The sequence below is a fragment of the Dactylosporangium siamense genome, assembly GCF_016862795.1.
GTDB lineage: Bacteria > Actinomycetota > Actinomycetes > Mycobacteriales > Micromonosporaceae > Dactylosporangium > Dactylosporangium siamense.
In genome coordinates this window covers 115,111-129,476 of sequence record NZ_BONQ01000128.1, presented here as the reverse complement: position 1 = coordinate 129,476, position 14,366 = coordinate 115,111, and the positions used below count along the sequence as shown (strand labels likewise).

Here is a 14,366-nt window from a genome sequence, read left to right as displayed (position 1 = left end):
CCCGTCGCGGTCCCAGTCGGTCACGTCGGCAAAGGTGTACGAAGACCAGCCGTTGCCGATCTGGACCGGCGCGACAGAGGAGTACCCGCGCTTGGACTGGCCCGGGTAGAGCCACAACAGCCCCGAGCCGTCCCGGGCCACGATGTCCTGGTGCCCGTCGCGGTCCCAGTCGGCGAGCCCGGCGAACGTGTAGCCGGACCAGCCGTTGCCGATCTGCACCCGGCCCTGCGAGGAGTAGCCCCGCTTCGACTCGCCCGGGTACAGCCACAGCGTGCCGCCGGAGTCACGAGCCACGATGTCCTGGTGCCCGTCGCGGTCCCAGTCGGCGAGCCCGGCGAACGTGTAGCCGGACCAGCCGTTGCCGATCTGGACCGGCGTCGCGGAGGAGTAGCCGCGTTTCGACTGGCCCGGGTAGAGCCACAGCAGCCCACCGCCGTCCCGGGCCACGATGTCCTGGTGCCCGTCACGGTCCCAGTCGGTGACGCCGGCGTAGGTGTACGGGGACCAGCCGTTGCCGATCTGGACCCGGCCCTGCGAGGAGTAGCCGCGCTTCGACTCGCCCGGGTACAGCCACAGCGTGCCGCCGGAGTCCTCCGCCACGACGTCCTGGTGGCCGTCGCGGTCCCAGTCGCGCAGGCCGGCGAAGAAGTACGTGCCCGCCGCCGACGCCGGTGTCGCGGCCGTCATGGCGAGCCCGACGCCGAGCACCACGGCGGTGATCGCGACCCGGTGGAACTTCGAGGTGGTGATGCGCATGTCCGTGCTCCCGTTGCCTGGGGCCGCCCGACGCGGCCCGACATCAACTGAGAGTAGGGAGATGGCTACGGAATGTAACCCTGCCGTCGGGTAGCTGTCAGACGCGGACCCGGGCGCTCGTCGGGTCGTACAGGGGACGCAGCGACGCTCTGAGGGGATGTTCGCGATCCGCGACCACCACCGTCAGCTTGCCGCCGTCCAGCCAGGCCTGGTCGAGCACGTCGGCGCCCGCGTCGAGGTAGGCGAGGCCGACCGCGCCGCCGAGGGTGTGCCCGTAGGACGCCGCGCGGACGTAGCCGACGTCGCGGCCGTCGCGGCGGACGACCTCGCCGTGGAAGAGCAGCGCCGACGGGTCCGTCACGAGGATCTGCACCAGGCGCTGCGACAGGGGGCCGGCGTCGCGGCGGGCGAGGACCGCGTCGCGGCCGATGAACGACGGCTTGTCGAACGCGACCGCGAAGCCCAGCCCGGCCGACAGCGGGTCGTCGGTGTTGTCGATGTCGTGGCCGTAGTCGCGGTACCCCTTCTCCAGCCGCAGGCTCGCCAAGGCCTTGAGCCCCGCGTGCCGGACGCCGCCGTCAACGGCCATCAGCCGGTCGTAGACGTGCACGGCCTGCTCGGCCGGCACGTAGAGCTCGTAGCCCAGCTCGCCGACGTAGGTGATGCGCAGGCACAGCACCCGCGCGTAGCCGATCTCCAGCTCACGAAAACCGCGGAACGGCATCGTCACGTCGGTGTCGCTGACCTGCGACAGCAGCGAGCGCGACAGCGGGCCCTGCACGTTGATCTGCGCCCACGCCGAGGTCACGTCCGTGACGAACGCGTGCGAGCCGGCGGTGTGCCGCTGCAGCCGGGCCAGGACGTGCCGGTGCGCGGTGTCGGAGGCCACCACCCAGAACCGGTCCTCGGCCAGCTGCGTGACGGTCAGGTCCGCCTCGATGGTGCCGCGCTCGTTGAGCCACTGCGTATAGGTGACCAGGCCGCCGGAGACCCGGTTGGCCGACAGCCGCTCCAGCACCTCACCCGCGTCGCGGCCCTGGACGAGGAACTTGGCCATGAACGACATGTCCATGACCGCGACCCCCTCCCGCACCGCGCGGTGCTCGGACTCCCACTGCGGGAACCAGTCGGGGCGGGCCCAGGACGGCTCCGGCGCACCCGGAAAGCCGTAGACGTCCGGCATCTCCCAACCGGAGACGTCCCGCAGGTGGGGTTCGTGGGCGGCGAGCCGGTCGTGCAGCGGGGACCGGCGGGCGCCCCGTGCGGAGCGCATCGCCTTGTTGGGGTAGTGGGTCTGGTAGACCATGCCGAGCGCCTCGACGGTGCGTTCGGAGCGGTACCGCAGATTGCGCTGGTACGGCTGCAACCTGTCGATGTGCATCCCGGTCACGTCGACATCCGGCTCGCCGTCGGCGATCCAGTGCGCCAGGGCCCGGCCGATGCCGCCGCCGGTGAGGATGCCGATCGAGTTGAGCCCGGCGGCGACGAAGTAGCCGCGCAGCTCCGGGGACTCGCCGAAGATCGGCGCCAGGTCGGGGGTGAAGCTCTCCGGGCCGCAGAAGAACGTCCGCACGCCCGCGGTCGCGGTGACCGGGATGCGGTCCATCGCGGCCTCCAGATAGGGCGCCATCCGGTCCCAGTCCGGCGGCAGCGTGCCGAACGAGAAGTCCTCCGGCACCCGGTCGACCGACCACGGCGCCGCCTGCCCCTCGAACAGGCCGATCATGAGGCCGCCGCCCTCCTCGCGGAAGTACCCGTAGGAGCCCGGGTCCTCCAGGACCGGCAGGCCGGCGTGCACCCCGTCGATCGGCTCAGTGATCAGGTAGTAGTGCTCGGCGGCCTGCAGCGGGATGCTGACGCCGGCCTCCTCGCCGAGCTGCCGGGCCCACATCCCGGCGCAGTTGACCACGGTCTCCGCCTCGATGTCGCCGAACGGCGTCCGCACGCCGGTCACGGCGCCGCGCTGCCGCAAGACGCCGGTCACCGGGACGCCCTCCAGGATCCGCACGCCGCGCTGGCGGGCGCCCTTGGCGAGGGACATGGTCACGTCGACCGGGTTGGCCCGGCCGTCCTCGGCCACGTAGAACCCGGCCAGGATGTCGTCGACCCGGGCGAGGGGGAACAGCTCCTCCACCTCGCGGGGGGAGATCTCCTGGACGTCGACGCCGAGGTGCCGGTTGAACGCGGCGACCCGCCGGTACTCCTCCAGGCGGCCGGGGTCGGCGGCGACCTCGATGAACCCGCACTGGCGCAGCCCGGTGGACAGGCCGGTCTCCGCCTCGAGCGACGCGTAGAGGTCGCGGGTGTACTGCCGCATCCGGGTCGAGGTCTCCGACAGCGACCCGAACGTCACCATCAGCCCGGCCGCGTGCCAGGTCGTCCCGGCGGTCAGCCGGTCGCGCTCCAGCAGCAGCACGTCGGTGACGCCCTGCTTCGCCAGGTGGTAGGCGACCGACGTGCCGATCACCCCACCGCCGATCACCACGACGCGGGCCCGCTGCGGAATTTCCATCCTGAGAGACTATTCGGATGACGGTGGTCGTGATCGGGGCGGGCCTGGCCGGGCTGGCCTGCGCCCGGGCGCTGCACGACGCCGGCGTGCCGGTCCGGGTCCTGGAGCGGGCCGCGGCGCCCGGCGGCCGGCTGGGCGGCGACCTCCTGGACGGGCGCCCGGTGGACCTCGGCGCCGCCTATTTCACCGTCAGCGACCCCGGGTTCGCGGCGGTGGTGTCGCGCTGGAAGGACGCCGGCCTGGCGCGGCCGTGGATCGGCGATTTCGAGGTGTACGGCGAAAGCCCGCATCCGCCCGCGACCCCTCCCGTGCGGTGGGCCGCCGCCGGCGGCCTGTCGTCCCTGGCCGTGGATCTCGCCGCGGGCCTTAACGTCACCTGTGGGGTAGCTGTCAAAGACCTGACAGTTCTGGATGGGACCGTCGTCCTGGCGATGCCCGCCCCACAGGCCGCGCTGGTGCACCCGCCCGCGGCGGACCTGGCCGCCGCGCAGGACTGGCAGCCGTCCCTGGCCGTCGCGCTGCGCTACCGCCGCCGCAGCTGGAAGCCGCTGACCGGCGCTTTCGTCAACGATCACCCGGTGCTCACCACGCTGTGCGACGACGGGTCGCGGCGGGGCGACGGCGCGCCGGTCCTGGTGGCGCACACCACACCGGGCGCCGCCATCGAATCGGCCGCCGCCGACGTTGAGGCGGCCGTGAGGGAACTGCTGGACCTGCCCGAAGCCGCGGTCGCCGTGACCGCCAGGCGCTGGCCGGCAGCCCGCCCCACCCAGCCTTCCGGCTCCGCGTTTGCGCAGGTGGAGGGCGTGTATCTGGCCGGCGACGGGTTCGGTCGGCCAAGGGTGGAGGGGGCCTGGCTCTCCGGCCGCGCGGTTGCCGCCGCCATCGTCGGAAACCAGAATCCGAAAACTGCACGAACGGCCAGCCGGGCGAGGTAGCCTCGTGGGCGCCAACGCTGTTGATATGTCCACAGTGGACCGATTCGGTCCCGGCGGTATTCATTCATGTCGGTCGGGGAACACATCCGAGGCCGGCGGCGTTCGTTACACAACCACAGTCACCAAGAGAGGGTGAACGCCATGGCCATCAGCACCGACTACGACGCGCCACGCCACCCCGTCGGCACCGACCTCGCCGAGGACAGCCTCGAGGAGCTCACCGCCAGGCGGGCAAACGCCCAGTCGCCGTCCGTGGACGTCGACGACAGCGACGCCGGTTTCGAACTGCCCGGAGCGGAGCTTCCCGACGAGGAGCTGACCGTGCCGGTCGTGCCGATGCGGCTGGACGAGTTCCGTTGCTCCAGCTGTTTCCTCGTGCACCACCGCAGCCAGCTCTCCCGCGAGAAGAACGGCGCTCCGGTCTGCCGCGAGTGCGACTGACGCAGTGGGGTCCCTGAGCGTTCAGGGGCGGCGGACCGGCACCCGGACCCGGGTCAGGTCCTCCGCCACCACGACCTCACCGTCAAACGCCTTCGCCGCCTCCTCGGCGAAGCGCGTCGGGTCGTCGTAACGCTGTGAGAAATGGGTGAGCACGAGGGTGCGCACCCCGCACTCGGCCGCGACCCGGGCCGCCTGACCAGCCGTCAGGTGCCCGTGTGCCGCGGCCAGACCGGCGTCGACGTCCAGGTAGGTGGACTCGATCACGAGCAGGTCGGCGCCGGCGGCCAGAGCGGACACGCCCTTGCACATCCGGGTGTCCATGACGAACGCGAACCGCTGACCGGGGCGTGGCACGCTGACCTCCTCGACGGTTACCGCCCGACCGTCGATCGTCACGACGCCGTCCCGCTGCAGGGCACCCACCGCCGGGCCGCTCACGCCATGCTGCCTGAGCAGCTCCGGGACCATCCGCCGGCCGTCCTCCTCGACGAGGCGGTACCCGTACGTGTCGATCCCATGGTCCAGTCGCCGCGCCTCGAGCGACCATTTCGGATTTTTCGTAATAAATCCGTCTTCGACTACCGGATCGGGACGGATGTCCGCCGCGTCGTAGAACACCGACGCGTTCCGGAGCCGGTCGAAGTACATCTGCCCGCTCGCCGGGAAGTGCGCGGTCACCGGGCGTGGTGCGTTGTCGAGCGAGATCCGCTGGATCACCCCCGGCAGTCCCAGGCAGTGATCCCCGTGGAAGTGCGTGACGCAGATCCGGGTGATGTCGGTGGCCGAGACTCCGGCCAGGGACATCTGTCGCTGGGTCCCGTCGCCGGGATCGAACAGGATCCCTTCGTCGTCCCACCTGAGGAAGTACCCGTTGTGGTTCCGGGTCCTGGTAGGCACCTGGCTGCTGGTGCCCAGCACCACGAGCTCACGCATTGGCGGGACTCTACAGTTGCGACATGGTGGCTCACCGCTCATTTGCGCTCGTCCTCGGCGGCGGTGGCGTCACCGGCGTCGCCTGGGAGACCGGGATCATCGCCGGCCTCGCCGCGGCGGGCGTCGATCTGACCCGCGCCGACCTGGTCGTCGGCACGTCCGCCGGCGCCGTCGTGGCCGCCCAGATCACCAGTGGTGTGCCCGTCGAGGAGCTGTACCAGCGCCAGCTGAAGCCCGCCACGGGCGAGATCGGCGCACACTTCGGCGTCGGCACCATGCTCCGTTACGCGGTCGCCGGACTGCGCCCCGGCGACGACCGGCAGGCGCTGCGCCGGATGGGCCACGCCGCCCGGACCGCGGCCACCGTGCCCGAACAGACCCGCCGCGACGTCATCGCCGGCCGGCTGCCCAACCACGACTGGCCGGCCGCGCCACGGGTCCTGATCACCGCCGTCGACACCGAGACCGGCGAGGAGGTCGGCTTCGACCGCGACAGCGGCGTCGACCTGGTCTCCGCCGTCGCCGCCAGCTGCGCCGTGCCGATCGTCTGGCCGACCGTGACCATCAACGGCCGCCGGTTCATGGACGGTGGGGTTCGCTCCGCGGCCAACGCCCACCTCGCCCGCGGCTACGACCGGGTCGTCGTCCTGGCCCCGACGACCACGTCGCTGCGCCGCTCCGGCCGGGTCGGCGCCGAGCTGGCCGCGCTCGGCCCCGCCGTGCGCTCGGTCGTCGTCACCCCGGACGCCGAGGCGAAGACCGCGATCGGCCGCAACGTCCTCGACCCGGCCAGGCGCGCCCCCGCCGCCGAGACGGGCCGCCGCCAGTCCACCACCGTCCTGGAGGCCGTCACCGCCGTCCTGACCTGACCCGCTCGCGTGATCGCCGGGCGCCGATATGAGCCGACTGGTATATATCGATGTTCGCCGATTAACATTAGCCTCGGCGGCATGGTCAGACGCAGATTCGCCACCGTGCTGCTCACCCTTGCGGCGCTGGTCGGCGTGCAGTTGGTCGGCGCGGCACCCGCGCACGCGGCCACCCGTACCCTCTACTACGACGCGAGCCAGGCGCAGGAGTTCGTGGCGGTGGTCAACCAGGCGGCCACCGTGTGGAACGGCAAGGTCAGCAACGTCAGGCTGGTGCCCGTCACCGCCGGCCGGACACCCAACATCAGGGTCTACGCCGACAACGGCTGGCCCAGGACCTACACCACCAGCCTCGGCAACGGACGGTGGTACATGGGACGCGAAGCCGTCGTGGACGGCTACTACCCACTGCGCATCGCGACCCACGAGTTCGGGCACATCCTCGGCCTGCCGGACCGCCGGACCGGGCTGTGCACGGATCTCATGTCGGGCAGCAGCGCGCCCGTGTCGTGCACCAACGCCAACCCCAGCACGGCCGAGGCGGCCCAGGTCCAGCGGAACTTCGCGAGCGGCGTCGCGGCGGTCCGGCAGGACGCACCCGAGGTGCTGACCGTCGGCTGACGGGACTTCTGCGGAAAGATCGAGCGCCTAGGATGTGGGGGCTGGCCGGGCTCTCGATCTTTTCCGCGGAGGCGTTGGTGCTGACGAGGTTCCTGCAGGTCTGGCTCGGCGCGTGGCCTCCACCCGGTCCGGGGATCACCGTCGTGGGACACCCGGCCCGGGACAAGCCCCGCTGGGACGGCGCCGAGCAGCTCGCGCTCGGGGTGACCGACGCGGACGGGCGCGGGGTGCTGTCCGTGCCGCCCGCGCACCGCGCCGCCGTCGCCGACCTGGTCGCGGGCCTGGACTCAGGCCTGGACGCTGACGCCGCGGCGGAGGTCCTGGCGGCCCGGCTGCCGGCCCTGCTGCACCGGCCGGAGCAGGTCTTCTTCACCGGCGTGTTCCGTTGGTCGCAGGCCCCCGCCGCGCTGCCGGACGCCGGGGTGTGGGAGCCGTCGGACGGGCCGGGCATCCCCGACTGGCTGCGGCCGTTCCCCGGCGAGGTGCTCATCGCCCGCGACGCGGCCGGCGACTATCTCGCCGGCGTCGGGCTGAAGCCGCACGACGTGTCGGGGATCGAGATCTCCGTCGGCACCGACGAGCGGGCTCGCGGGCAGGGGCTGGCGCGGCGGCTCGTCGCGCGGGCGGCCCGGCGGATCGTGGCCGGCGGCGCGGTCGCCGTCTACCTGCACGACCCGGCCAACACGGCCAGCGCGCGGGTCGCCGACGCGGCCGGCTTCCCCGACCCGGGCTGGCGGGTCCACGCGATGGCCGGAACGGCCTGAGACACTTTCCTGCGGCAAAGGGGTCATTGTCGCGCCGCCGGAGTCGATGTGTGCGGTATGTTCCCCCCTTCCGGCGCGGTGCACGTCGGACGTCAGCCGATCTTCGACCGGCACGGTGACGTCCACGGCTACGAACTGCTCTTCCGAGGCGATGCCGGGGCGGTGGAGGCCGACGAGCGCGGCGCGTACGCCACCAGCCGGGTGCTCATCACCGCCTTCACCGAGATCGGCATCGAGCCGCTGTGCGGGCGCGGGCTGTGCTTCGTCAACCTGACCCGCGAGTTCCTGGTCGGGGACCTGCCGCTGCCGTTCGACCACGAGCAGGTCGTCCTGGAGATCCTCGAGACCGTGACGATCGACGACGTGGTCGTGGCGGCGGTCGCCGACCTCGTCGCGCAGGGGTATCGCATCGCGCTCGACGACTACGTGTTCGGTCTGGGCCACGAGCCGCTGCTCGACCTGGCCACCTACGTCAAGATCGACGTGCTGGAGACGGCGCCCGACGACCTCGTGGCCACCGTGGAGCGCTGTCGCAAGTACCCCAACCTCACCCTGATCGCCGAGCGGCTCGAGACACAGGAGCAACTGGAGCACACCAGGGCGCTCGGTTTCGACCTGTTCCAGGGCTACGTGCTGGGCCGGCCGCAGGTCGTCTCCGGGACCGCCCTGTCGCCGTCCCGGCTGGCGCGGGTCGAGCTGCTCAGCCTCCTCGTCGGCCCCGGCATCCCCCTGAACCGGGTCGTCGGCCTCGTCACCAGCGACCCGGCGCTGAGCCTGCGCCTGATGGCGGCCGCGAACGCCGACGCGCTCGGCCTGCCCGTGAAGGTGTCCTCGGTGCACGAGGCGGTGCTGCTCCTCGGCGTCGACCGGCTCCGCGACTGGGCCACCCTGATGCTGGTCAGCGACCTCGACGACCCCGGCACCCAGCAGCTGTCCGGCGCCATCACCCGGGCCCGCATGTGCCAGAACATCGCCGCGCGGATGAGCGTGCCACCGGAGCCGGCCTTCACCGTCGGGCTGATCTCCGCCGTCGCCGAGCTGCTCGGCCAGCGCGCCGCGGAGCTGGCCATGCGCCTGTCGCTGAGCCACGAGGTGACCGAGGCCCTCGTCGACGGGGTCGGGCCGCTGGGCGAGCTGCTGTCGCTGGTCGCCGCGTACGAGGCCTCAGACCTGCCGATGCTCCTCGCCGCGCCGCTGCCGGTGGAGGAGACCACCCGGGCGTACCTGGACGCGGTCGCCTACACCGGGCACATCATCGCCCCCAGGTCCCGCCCCGCCACGCCGTGATGGTTGTTCCCTTCACCTGAGGCCCGGTCTGCCGATAGGCCGACGTGGACAGCACGCGACCCGTACACATCGGCCGGCAGGCGCTCTACGACAAGCACGGCCACGTCGCCGCGTACGAGCTGCTGTTCCGGGACGGCCCGGAGGCGGTGCACGCCACCGTGCGGGACAGCGCCGCGACGAGCCGCGTCATCGTCGAGGCGTTCACCGCGTTCGGCATCCCCGAGCTCGTCGGCGACCGGCGCTGCTTCATCAACCTCACCCGCGAGTTCATCGTCGGCGAGCTGCCGCTGCCGTTCCCGCCGGGTTCCGTCGGCCTGGAGCTGATGGCCGACGTCGCCGTCGACGACGAGGTCCTCGACGGCGTCGGCCGCCTCGTCGAACAGGGCCACCGCATCGCCCTGGACGATTTCGGTGACTTCGACGGTGACGCCTCCCGGGCCCGCCTGCTGCCCTCCGCCCACTACGTCAAGGTCAACATGCTCGCCGGCGACCGCCAGGCGATCAGCGCGATCGCCGCCCAGTGCCGCCGGTACCCCCGGATCCGGCTCGTCGCCCAGCGGGTCGAAACCCACGAGCTGCTCGAACTGGCCCGCCAGCTGCAGTTCCAGCTCTTCCAGGGCCACGTGCTGAGCCGCCCGCACCTGATCACCACGCACACCCTGAGCCCGACCCGGCTGGCCCGCATGCGGCTGCTCGCCGAGCTCGCCGCCGACGAGGTGCATCTCGAACGGGCCGTCGACACCATCGAACGCGACCCCGCCCTCGCGGTCCGCGTCCTGCGCGGCGTCAACGCCGCCTCCAACGGCCTGCCCCAACCGGTCTCGTCGATCTTCCAGGCCGTGGTCATGCTGGGCATCCCGCAGGTGCGCCAGTGGGCGACGCTGATGATGGTCGCCGACTTCGCCGACGGCGACGAGGCACAGCTCACCGACGCGGTCGTCCGGGCCCGGATGTGCCAGACGGTCGCCGAGCGCCGCGGCTCCCCGGGCTCGGCGGCGTTCACCGTCGGCCTGCTGTCGGCGATCGGCGACCTGCTCGGCCGGCCCGCCAGCGAGCTGACCGACCAGTTGCCGCTGACCGCGGAGGTCACCGAGGCCGTCGTGCACGGCCGGGGTCACCTCGGCGCGGTCCTGACGGAGGTCCGCACGTATCAGCGCGACGCGCCGGTCGCCGTCGTGCCGGACCTGGCCGAGGACCTGCTCTCGGCGCTGCGCTGGACGAACGCCTCGCTCGCCGAACCCGACTCCGAGGACACCGCCGCCCGCCGAGGCTGACCCGCCATCCGATGTGCGGGTGGTCGCCGGTGGTGCGAAGATCATCGGCGATGAGGCGGCTGCATGCGTTGGACTGGGTCGGGATCGGGTTGTTCGTCGCCGGCGGGGTTGCCGTCGCGGCCCGGCTGCTGCCGGTGGCCGAGGCCGAGCACACCGTCGAGCGGATCGCGCCGCTGCTGGCGTTCCTCGGCGCGGTGATCGTCCTCGCCGAGCTGACCGCGCAGGCCGAGGTGTTCGACGTGCTCGCCGACCGCCTCGCGACCCTCGCCAAGGGCCGCACCGTCGCGCTGTTCGGCGTCTGCGTCGCCTTCGCGGCCGTGACCACCATGATCCTCAACCTCGACACGACCGCGGTGCTGCTCACGCCGGTCATGCTGGCGCTGGCCCGGCGCCTCGGGCTGCCGCCGCTGCCCCTGGCGGTGACGACCGTGTGGCTGGCCAACACGGCGAGCCTGCTGCTGCCGGTGTCCAACCTGACGAACCTGCTCGCGGCCGGGCACGTCGGATTGGGGCCGGTCGCGTTCGCGGGACGGATGTGGCTGCCGCAGCTCGCCGCGATCAGCGTCACCGCGGTCGCGTTGTGGGTGGCGTACTGGCGGCGCACGGCCCGGGGCTTCACCCCGCCGCCGCCCCACCGCCCGGCGGATCCCGTCCTGTTCCGGGTCGCCCTCGCGGCGTGCCTGGTGTTCGTCGCCGGGGTGCTGCTCGAGGTGCCGCTGTGGATGGCGTCAGGGGTGGCCGCGGCCGCGCTCGTGGTGGCGTTCGCGGTGCGGGCCCGCGGGGCGCTGCGACCCGCGCTGCTGCCGTGGCGGCTGCTGGTGTTCGTGACCGGGATGTTCCTGGTCGTCGAGACCCTCGGCGCGCACGGTCTCGACCGGTTCGCGGGCACGCTGATCGGCACCGACGGCGGGCCGGTCGGGGCGTTCCGGGCCGCGGCGACCGGCATGGGGCTGGCGAACCTCGTCAACAACCTCCCGGCGTACATCGCCGGCGAGGGTGGCATCGGGGCCGGCCACCGCACCCAGCTGCTCGCACTGCTGGTCGGGGTCAACGTCGGGCCCCTGGCCGCGCCGTGGGCGTCCCTGGCGACGCTGCTGTGGTGGGAGCGGTGCCGGGCCGGCGGCGTCCAGGTGCCCGCGGCGCGGTTCCTGCTGTGGGGCACCGGGGTCGCCGTCGCCGGGACCGCCCTCGCCACCGCAGCCCTCCTGGTGTGATCGAAGGGTTACGCTCAGTGACATGATGCTGCGGGGGTACCTGGCGACGGCCGGGACCTGTCTTGCGCTGTCCTTCGTGGTGCCCGACGGCAGCTGGTGGCAGGTCGCGGTGCAGGTGCTGACCGGATACCTGGCCGCGGCGGCGGTCGTCGTGGGCGCGCTGCGGCACCACGGCACCGGCCGGGCCGCCTGGCTGGCGTTCGCGGCGGGCATCGGCGGCAACGCGACCGGGATCCTCGTCGAGGCGTACCACCTGCACGTCAACGGCGAATACGAGGCGCCCGGCTGGGCCGACGTCGGCTACCTGCTGCTGTATCCGGCCTTCGCCACCGGCCTGGTCCTGCTCATCCGCCGCCGGTCGCGGGGCCAGGACTGGGGCGCGCTCGTCGACGCGACCACCGTCACGACCGGACTCGGCCTGCTCGCCTGGGTGTTCATGATCCGCCCGGCGATCACCGAGGCCGGCCTGTCGCCCCTCGCCCACCTCGCCGGCGTCGCGTACCCCGTCGGCGACGTGCTCCTGCTGGCGATGCTGACCCGGCTCCTGGTCGGCGGCGGCACCCGCAGCACCGCGTACCGCCTGATCGGCGCCTCCGCCTGCCTGTTCCTGGCCGGCGACGTGACCTGGGCCGGGCTGAACACCGTCGCCGTGGAGCCCGGGCCCGCCGCGCACCGCGTCCTCGGGGCGGTCTACCTGCTCGCGTACGTGCTGGTCGGCCACGCCGGCCTGCACCGCTCCGCGGCCGAGATCGGCGAGTCCGCCGGCGTGCCGCCGAAGCTCGGACCCGGCCTGCTCGTCCTGCTGACCCTCGCCTCGCTGATGGCGCCGCTGCTGCTGCTCGGCCAGATCGCCGCCGGTGAGGTCACCGACGCGCTGCCGATCGCGATCTGCTCGATCGTGCTGTTCCTGCTCGTCGTGATCCGGATGGCACAGCTGCTGCGGCAACTGGAGGCGCAGACGGCGCGGGTGCGGGAGCTGTCCCGCACCGACGAGCTCACCGGGCTGCCCAACCGGCGGGCCTGGGCCGCCGAGCTGCCCGCCGCCGTCGAGCGGGCCCGCCGCGACGGCGCCGGACTGGCCGTCGCGATGCTCGACCTCGACCACTTCAAGCGCTTCAACGACGAATACGGCCATCCGGCCGGCGACCGGCTGCTGAAGTCCGCCGCCGCGGCCTGGTCGGAGCAGCTGCGGGGCACCGACCACCTGGCCAGGTACGGCGGTGAGGAGTTCATCGCACTGCTGCCCGGCGCCGACCCGGGGGAGTCGCTGCAGGTGCTGCGGCGGCTCATGGCGGCGACCCCGCTCGGTCAGACGTTCTCGGCCGGCCTCGCCCAGTGGAACGGCGTGGAGACCTCCGACGAGCTGGTCGCCCGCGCCGACGCCGCCCTGTACACGGCGAAACGCGCCGGCCGGAACCGGGTCGAGGTGGCTCAGCCCGCGACGGACTCCCGGCTCACCCCGAGGTAGACGGTCCGGCCGCGGTGGTCGATCCGCTGGATCGCGTCGACCGGGAGCGTCACCTCGACCTCGTTGCGGGACAGCACGACGAGCCGGCCCCGGTCATACGTGCCGCGATGGATCGTGCCCACCGGGCCGTCGACGGCCTCGACCGCGTAGCCGACCAGCACACCGACCGGCCGCACCCTGGTGATCATCTCCGCCTCCTTCTCGTGGACAGCAACGACCATCTACCCCGATCGGTGCGCGGCCACGCATACCGGTCACACGGCAGGTTTACCCGAAACCCGGATCGGCTATGTTGCACGCCATGCGTGGATGGCCGTTCGGGCTGGTGCTGTGGCTGCTGTTGCTCGGTGCCGCGGAGGCCTACGGCTTCAAACAGGTCTGGCACTTCTTCGTCCAGACCGAGCACGGGCAGCTGCTGGACTACGTCGCCCTCACCGGCAACAGCATCGGCCGGGCCCGCGTCGAGACGATCGTCGACCGCGTCCTCAACGGCATCTCGATCCTGTCGCTCACCGTCGCCACGGTCGTCGTCGGCTTCATCGCGCTCATCCGCCGCCGGGTCGCCCTCGCCGTCGGCGCGATCCTGCTCATCGCCGGCGCCAACGTCACGACGCAGGTCCTCAAGGCCCTCATCACCCGCCCGGACCTGGGCATCGACCCGGAGCGGGCGGGCGTCGGCAACAGCCTCCCCAGCGGCCACACCACCATCGCCGCCTCCGTGGCGGTCGCGTTCGTCCTGGTCCTGCCCGCGAAGGCACGCGCCACCGGCGGCCTCGTCGCCGCGGTCTTCGCCGCCCTCGCCGGTGTCGCCACGCTGTCCGCCGGCTGGCACCGCCCCAGCGACGCCGTCTCGGCGCTGCTCGTCGTCGCCGGTTGGGCCGCCGCCGCCAGCCTCTTCATCGTCGTCGTCCAGCGCCGGCACGGCGGCGTCGAGTACGGCCCGCCCAGCACGTTTGCCACCGGCTTCCTCACCCTGGTCTCCCTGGGCCTGCTGGCCGGCGCCGCGATCGCCCTCTACCTGACCGACCAGGACCTGGACGTCGCCGTCGACGACCTGAGCCGCAGCCGCCTCTTCGCCGCCTACGCGGGCGGCGCCCTCGGCATCGCCGGCACCGCCGGCCTGGTGGTCGCCTCGGTCCTGTTCACCGTCCACCGCGTCGTGCCCCGGGTCGTCCCGCCCCTCGTGGACGACGACGAGGACGGCGACTTCGGCGGGCCCCGGCCCGTCCCGGCCGGCGACCTGCCGACCGTGTCGCACGCGATCGCCGACCCGATCGCCGAGCAGGAGA

General features: G+C 72.7%; 13 protein-coding genes and 1 pseudogene. 10 read left to right on the top strand and 4 right to left on the bottom strand.

Going from position 1 to position 14,366, the window contains the following annotated elements:
- Positions 1 to 756 (bottom strand): FG-GAP repeat domain-containing protein (locus tag Dsi01nite_RS41310; RefSeq protein WP_203851855.1); only part of this gene is annotated, 756 nt, incomplete at its 3' end.
- Positions 757 to 853: 97 nt separating this feature from the next.
- Complete coding sequence (locus Dsi01nite_RS41305) at positions 854 to 3,268, bottom strand: GcvT family protein (RefSeq protein WP_203851854.1); 2,415 nt, start codon at positions 3,266 to 3,268, stop codon at positions 854 to 856.
- A gap of 23 nt (positions 3,269 to 3,291) precedes the next feature.
- On the opposite strand from Dsi01nite_RS41305, the gene Dsi01nite_RS41300 reads away from it, so the two are divergent.
- Both Dsi01nite_RS41300 and Dsi01nite_RS41295 read left to right on the top strand, forming a co-directional pair.
- A complete protein-coding gene (locus tag Dsi01nite_RS41300; RefSeq protein WP_203851871.1) occupies positions 3,292 to 4,206 on the top strand; it encodes an NAD(P)/FAD-dependent oxidoreductase in 915 nt (304 codons plus the stop codon).
- 147 nt (positions 4,207 to 4,353) lie between these two features.
- Complete coding sequence (locus Dsi01nite_RS41295; protein ID WP_203851870.1) at positions 4,354 to 4,647, top strand: DUF4193 domain-containing protein; 294 nt, start codon at positions 4,354 to 4,356, stop codon at positions 4,645 to 4,647.
- Positions 4,648 to 4,668: 21 nt separating this feature from the next.
- Here Dsi01nite_RS41295 and Dsi01nite_RS41290 read toward each other — a convergent pair whose 3' ends face one another.
- Positions 4,669 to 5,580 (bottom strand): ribonuclease Z, encoded by a 912-nt coding sequence (locus Dsi01nite_RS41290; protein WP_203851853.1) that lies wholly within the window; start codon positions 5,578 to 5,580, stop codon positions 4,669 to 4,671.
- 23 nt (positions 5,581 to 5,603) lie between these two features.
- On the opposite strand from Dsi01nite_RS41290, the gene Dsi01nite_RS41285 reads away from it, so the two are divergent.
- The 7 genes from Dsi01nite_RS41285 (at position 5,604) to Dsi01nite_RS41255 (ending at position 13,077) form a co-directional block, all read left to right on the top strand.
- Positions 5,604 to 6,449 carry a patatin-like phospholipase family protein gene (locus Dsi01nite_RS41285; RefSeq protein ID WP_203851852.1) on the top strand — a complete coding sequence of 282 codons (846 nt, stop codon included), beginning with the start codon at positions 5,604 to 5,606 and terminating at the stop codon, positions 6,447 to 6,449.
- 81 nt (positions 6,450 to 6,530) lie between these two features.
- Positions 6,531 to 7,070, top strand: coding sequence for a snapalysin family zinc-dependent metalloprotease (locus Dsi01nite_RS41280; RefSeq protein WP_203851851.1), 540 nt, complete (start codon positions 6,531 to 6,533; stop codon positions 7,068 to 7,070).
- A gap of 77 nt (positions 7,071 to 7,147) precedes the next feature.
- On the top strand, positions 7,148 to 7,834 hold the full coding sequence (locus Dsi01nite_RS41275) for a GNAT family N-acetyltransferase (protein WP_239136555.1): 687 nt from the start codon (positions 7,148 to 7,150) through the stop codon (positions 7,832 to 7,834).
- Between the two features lie 57 nt (positions 7,835 to 7,891).
- Positions 7,892 to 9,121 (top strand): EAL and HDOD domain-containing protein, encoded by a 1,230-nt coding sequence (locus tag Dsi01nite_RS41270; protein WP_203851849.1) that lies wholly within the window; start codon positions 7,892 to 7,894, stop codon positions 9,119 to 9,121.
- Positions 9,122 to 9,165: 44 nt separating this feature from the next.
- Positions 9,166 to 10,395: an EAL and HDOD domain-containing protein gene (locus tag Dsi01nite_RS41265; protein ID WP_203851848.1), complete on the top strand. Its 1,230-nt coding sequence runs from the start codon at positions 9,166 to 9,168 to the stop codon at positions 10,393 to 10,395.
- A 50-nt stretch (positions 10,396 to 10,445) separates the two neighbouring features.
- Positions 10,446 to 11,609 carry an ArsB/NhaD family transporter gene (locus Dsi01nite_RS41260; RefSeq protein ID WP_239136554.1) on the top strand — a complete coding sequence of 388 codons (1,164 nt, stop codon included), beginning with the start codon at positions 10,446 to 10,448 and terminating at the stop codon, positions 11,607 to 11,609.
- Positions 11,610 to 11,631: 22 nt separating this feature from the next.
- Positions 11,632 to 13,077 carry a sensor domain-containing diguanylate cyclase gene (locus Dsi01nite_RS41255; protein ID WP_239136553.1) on the top strand — a complete coding sequence of 482 codons (1,446 nt, stop codon included), beginning with the start codon at positions 11,632 to 11,634 and terminating at the stop codon, positions 13,075 to 13,077.
- Here the strand turns inward: Dsi01nite_RS41255 and Dsi01nite_RS41250 are convergent.
- Positions 13,041 to 13,265, bottom strand: a complete 225-nt coding sequence (locus tag Dsi01nite_RS41250) for a hypothetical protein (RefSeq protein ID WP_203851846.1) — start codon at positions 13,263 to 13,265, stop codon at positions 13,041 to 13,043. The genes Dsi01nite_RS41255 and Dsi01nite_RS41250 overlap by 37 nt on opposite strands.
- Before the next feature lie 101 nt (positions 13,266 to 13,366).
- Between Dsi01nite_RS41250 and Dsi01nite_RS41245 the strand changes: the two are divergent.
- Positions 13,367 to 14,245, top strand: a pseudogene (locus Dsi01nite_RS41245) (phosphatase PAP2 family protein); the annotation flags it as partial.
- Positions 14,246 to 14,366 lie beyond the last annotated feature (121 nt).

What these genes read in the sequence shown, in the direction of transcription:
- Dsi01nite_RS41260 (WP_239136554.1), top strand. Translation starts at nt 10,446, where the DNA reads ATGAGGCGGCTGCATGCGTTGGACTGGGTCGGGATCGGGTTGTTCGTC.
- Dsi01nite_RS41270 (WP_203851849.1), top strand. Translation starts at nt 7,892, where the DNA reads ATGTTCCCCCCTTCCGGCGCGGTGCACGTCGGACGTCAGCCGATCTTC.
- Dsi01nite_RS41290 (WP_203851853.1), bottom strand. Translation starts at nt 5,580, where the DNA reads ATGCGTGAGCTCGTGGTGCTGGGCACCAGCAGCCAGGTGCCTACCAGG.
- Dsi01nite_RS41255 (WP_239136553.1), top strand. Translation starts at nt 11,632, where the DNA reads ATGATGCTGCGGGGGTACCTGGCGACGGCCGGGACCTGTCTTGCGCTG.
- Dsi01nite_RS41280 (WP_203851851.1), top strand. Translation starts at nt 6,531, where the DNA reads ATGGTCAGACGCAGATTCGCCACCGTGCTGCTCACCCTTGCGGCGCTG.
- Dsi01nite_RS41250 (WP_203851846.1), bottom strand. Translation starts at nt 13,265, where the DNA reads ATGATCACCAGGGTGCGGCCGGTCGGTGTGCTGGTCGGCTACGCGGTC.
- Dsi01nite_RS41305 (WP_203851854.1), bottom strand. Translation starts at nt 3,268, where the DNA reads ATGGAAATTCCGCAGCGGGCCCGCGTCGTGGTGATCGGCGGTGGGGTG.
- Dsi01nite_RS41285 (WP_203851852.1), top strand. Translation starts at nt 5,604, where the DNA reads ATGGTGGCTCACCGCTCATTTGCGCTCGTCCTCGGCGGCGGTGGCGTC.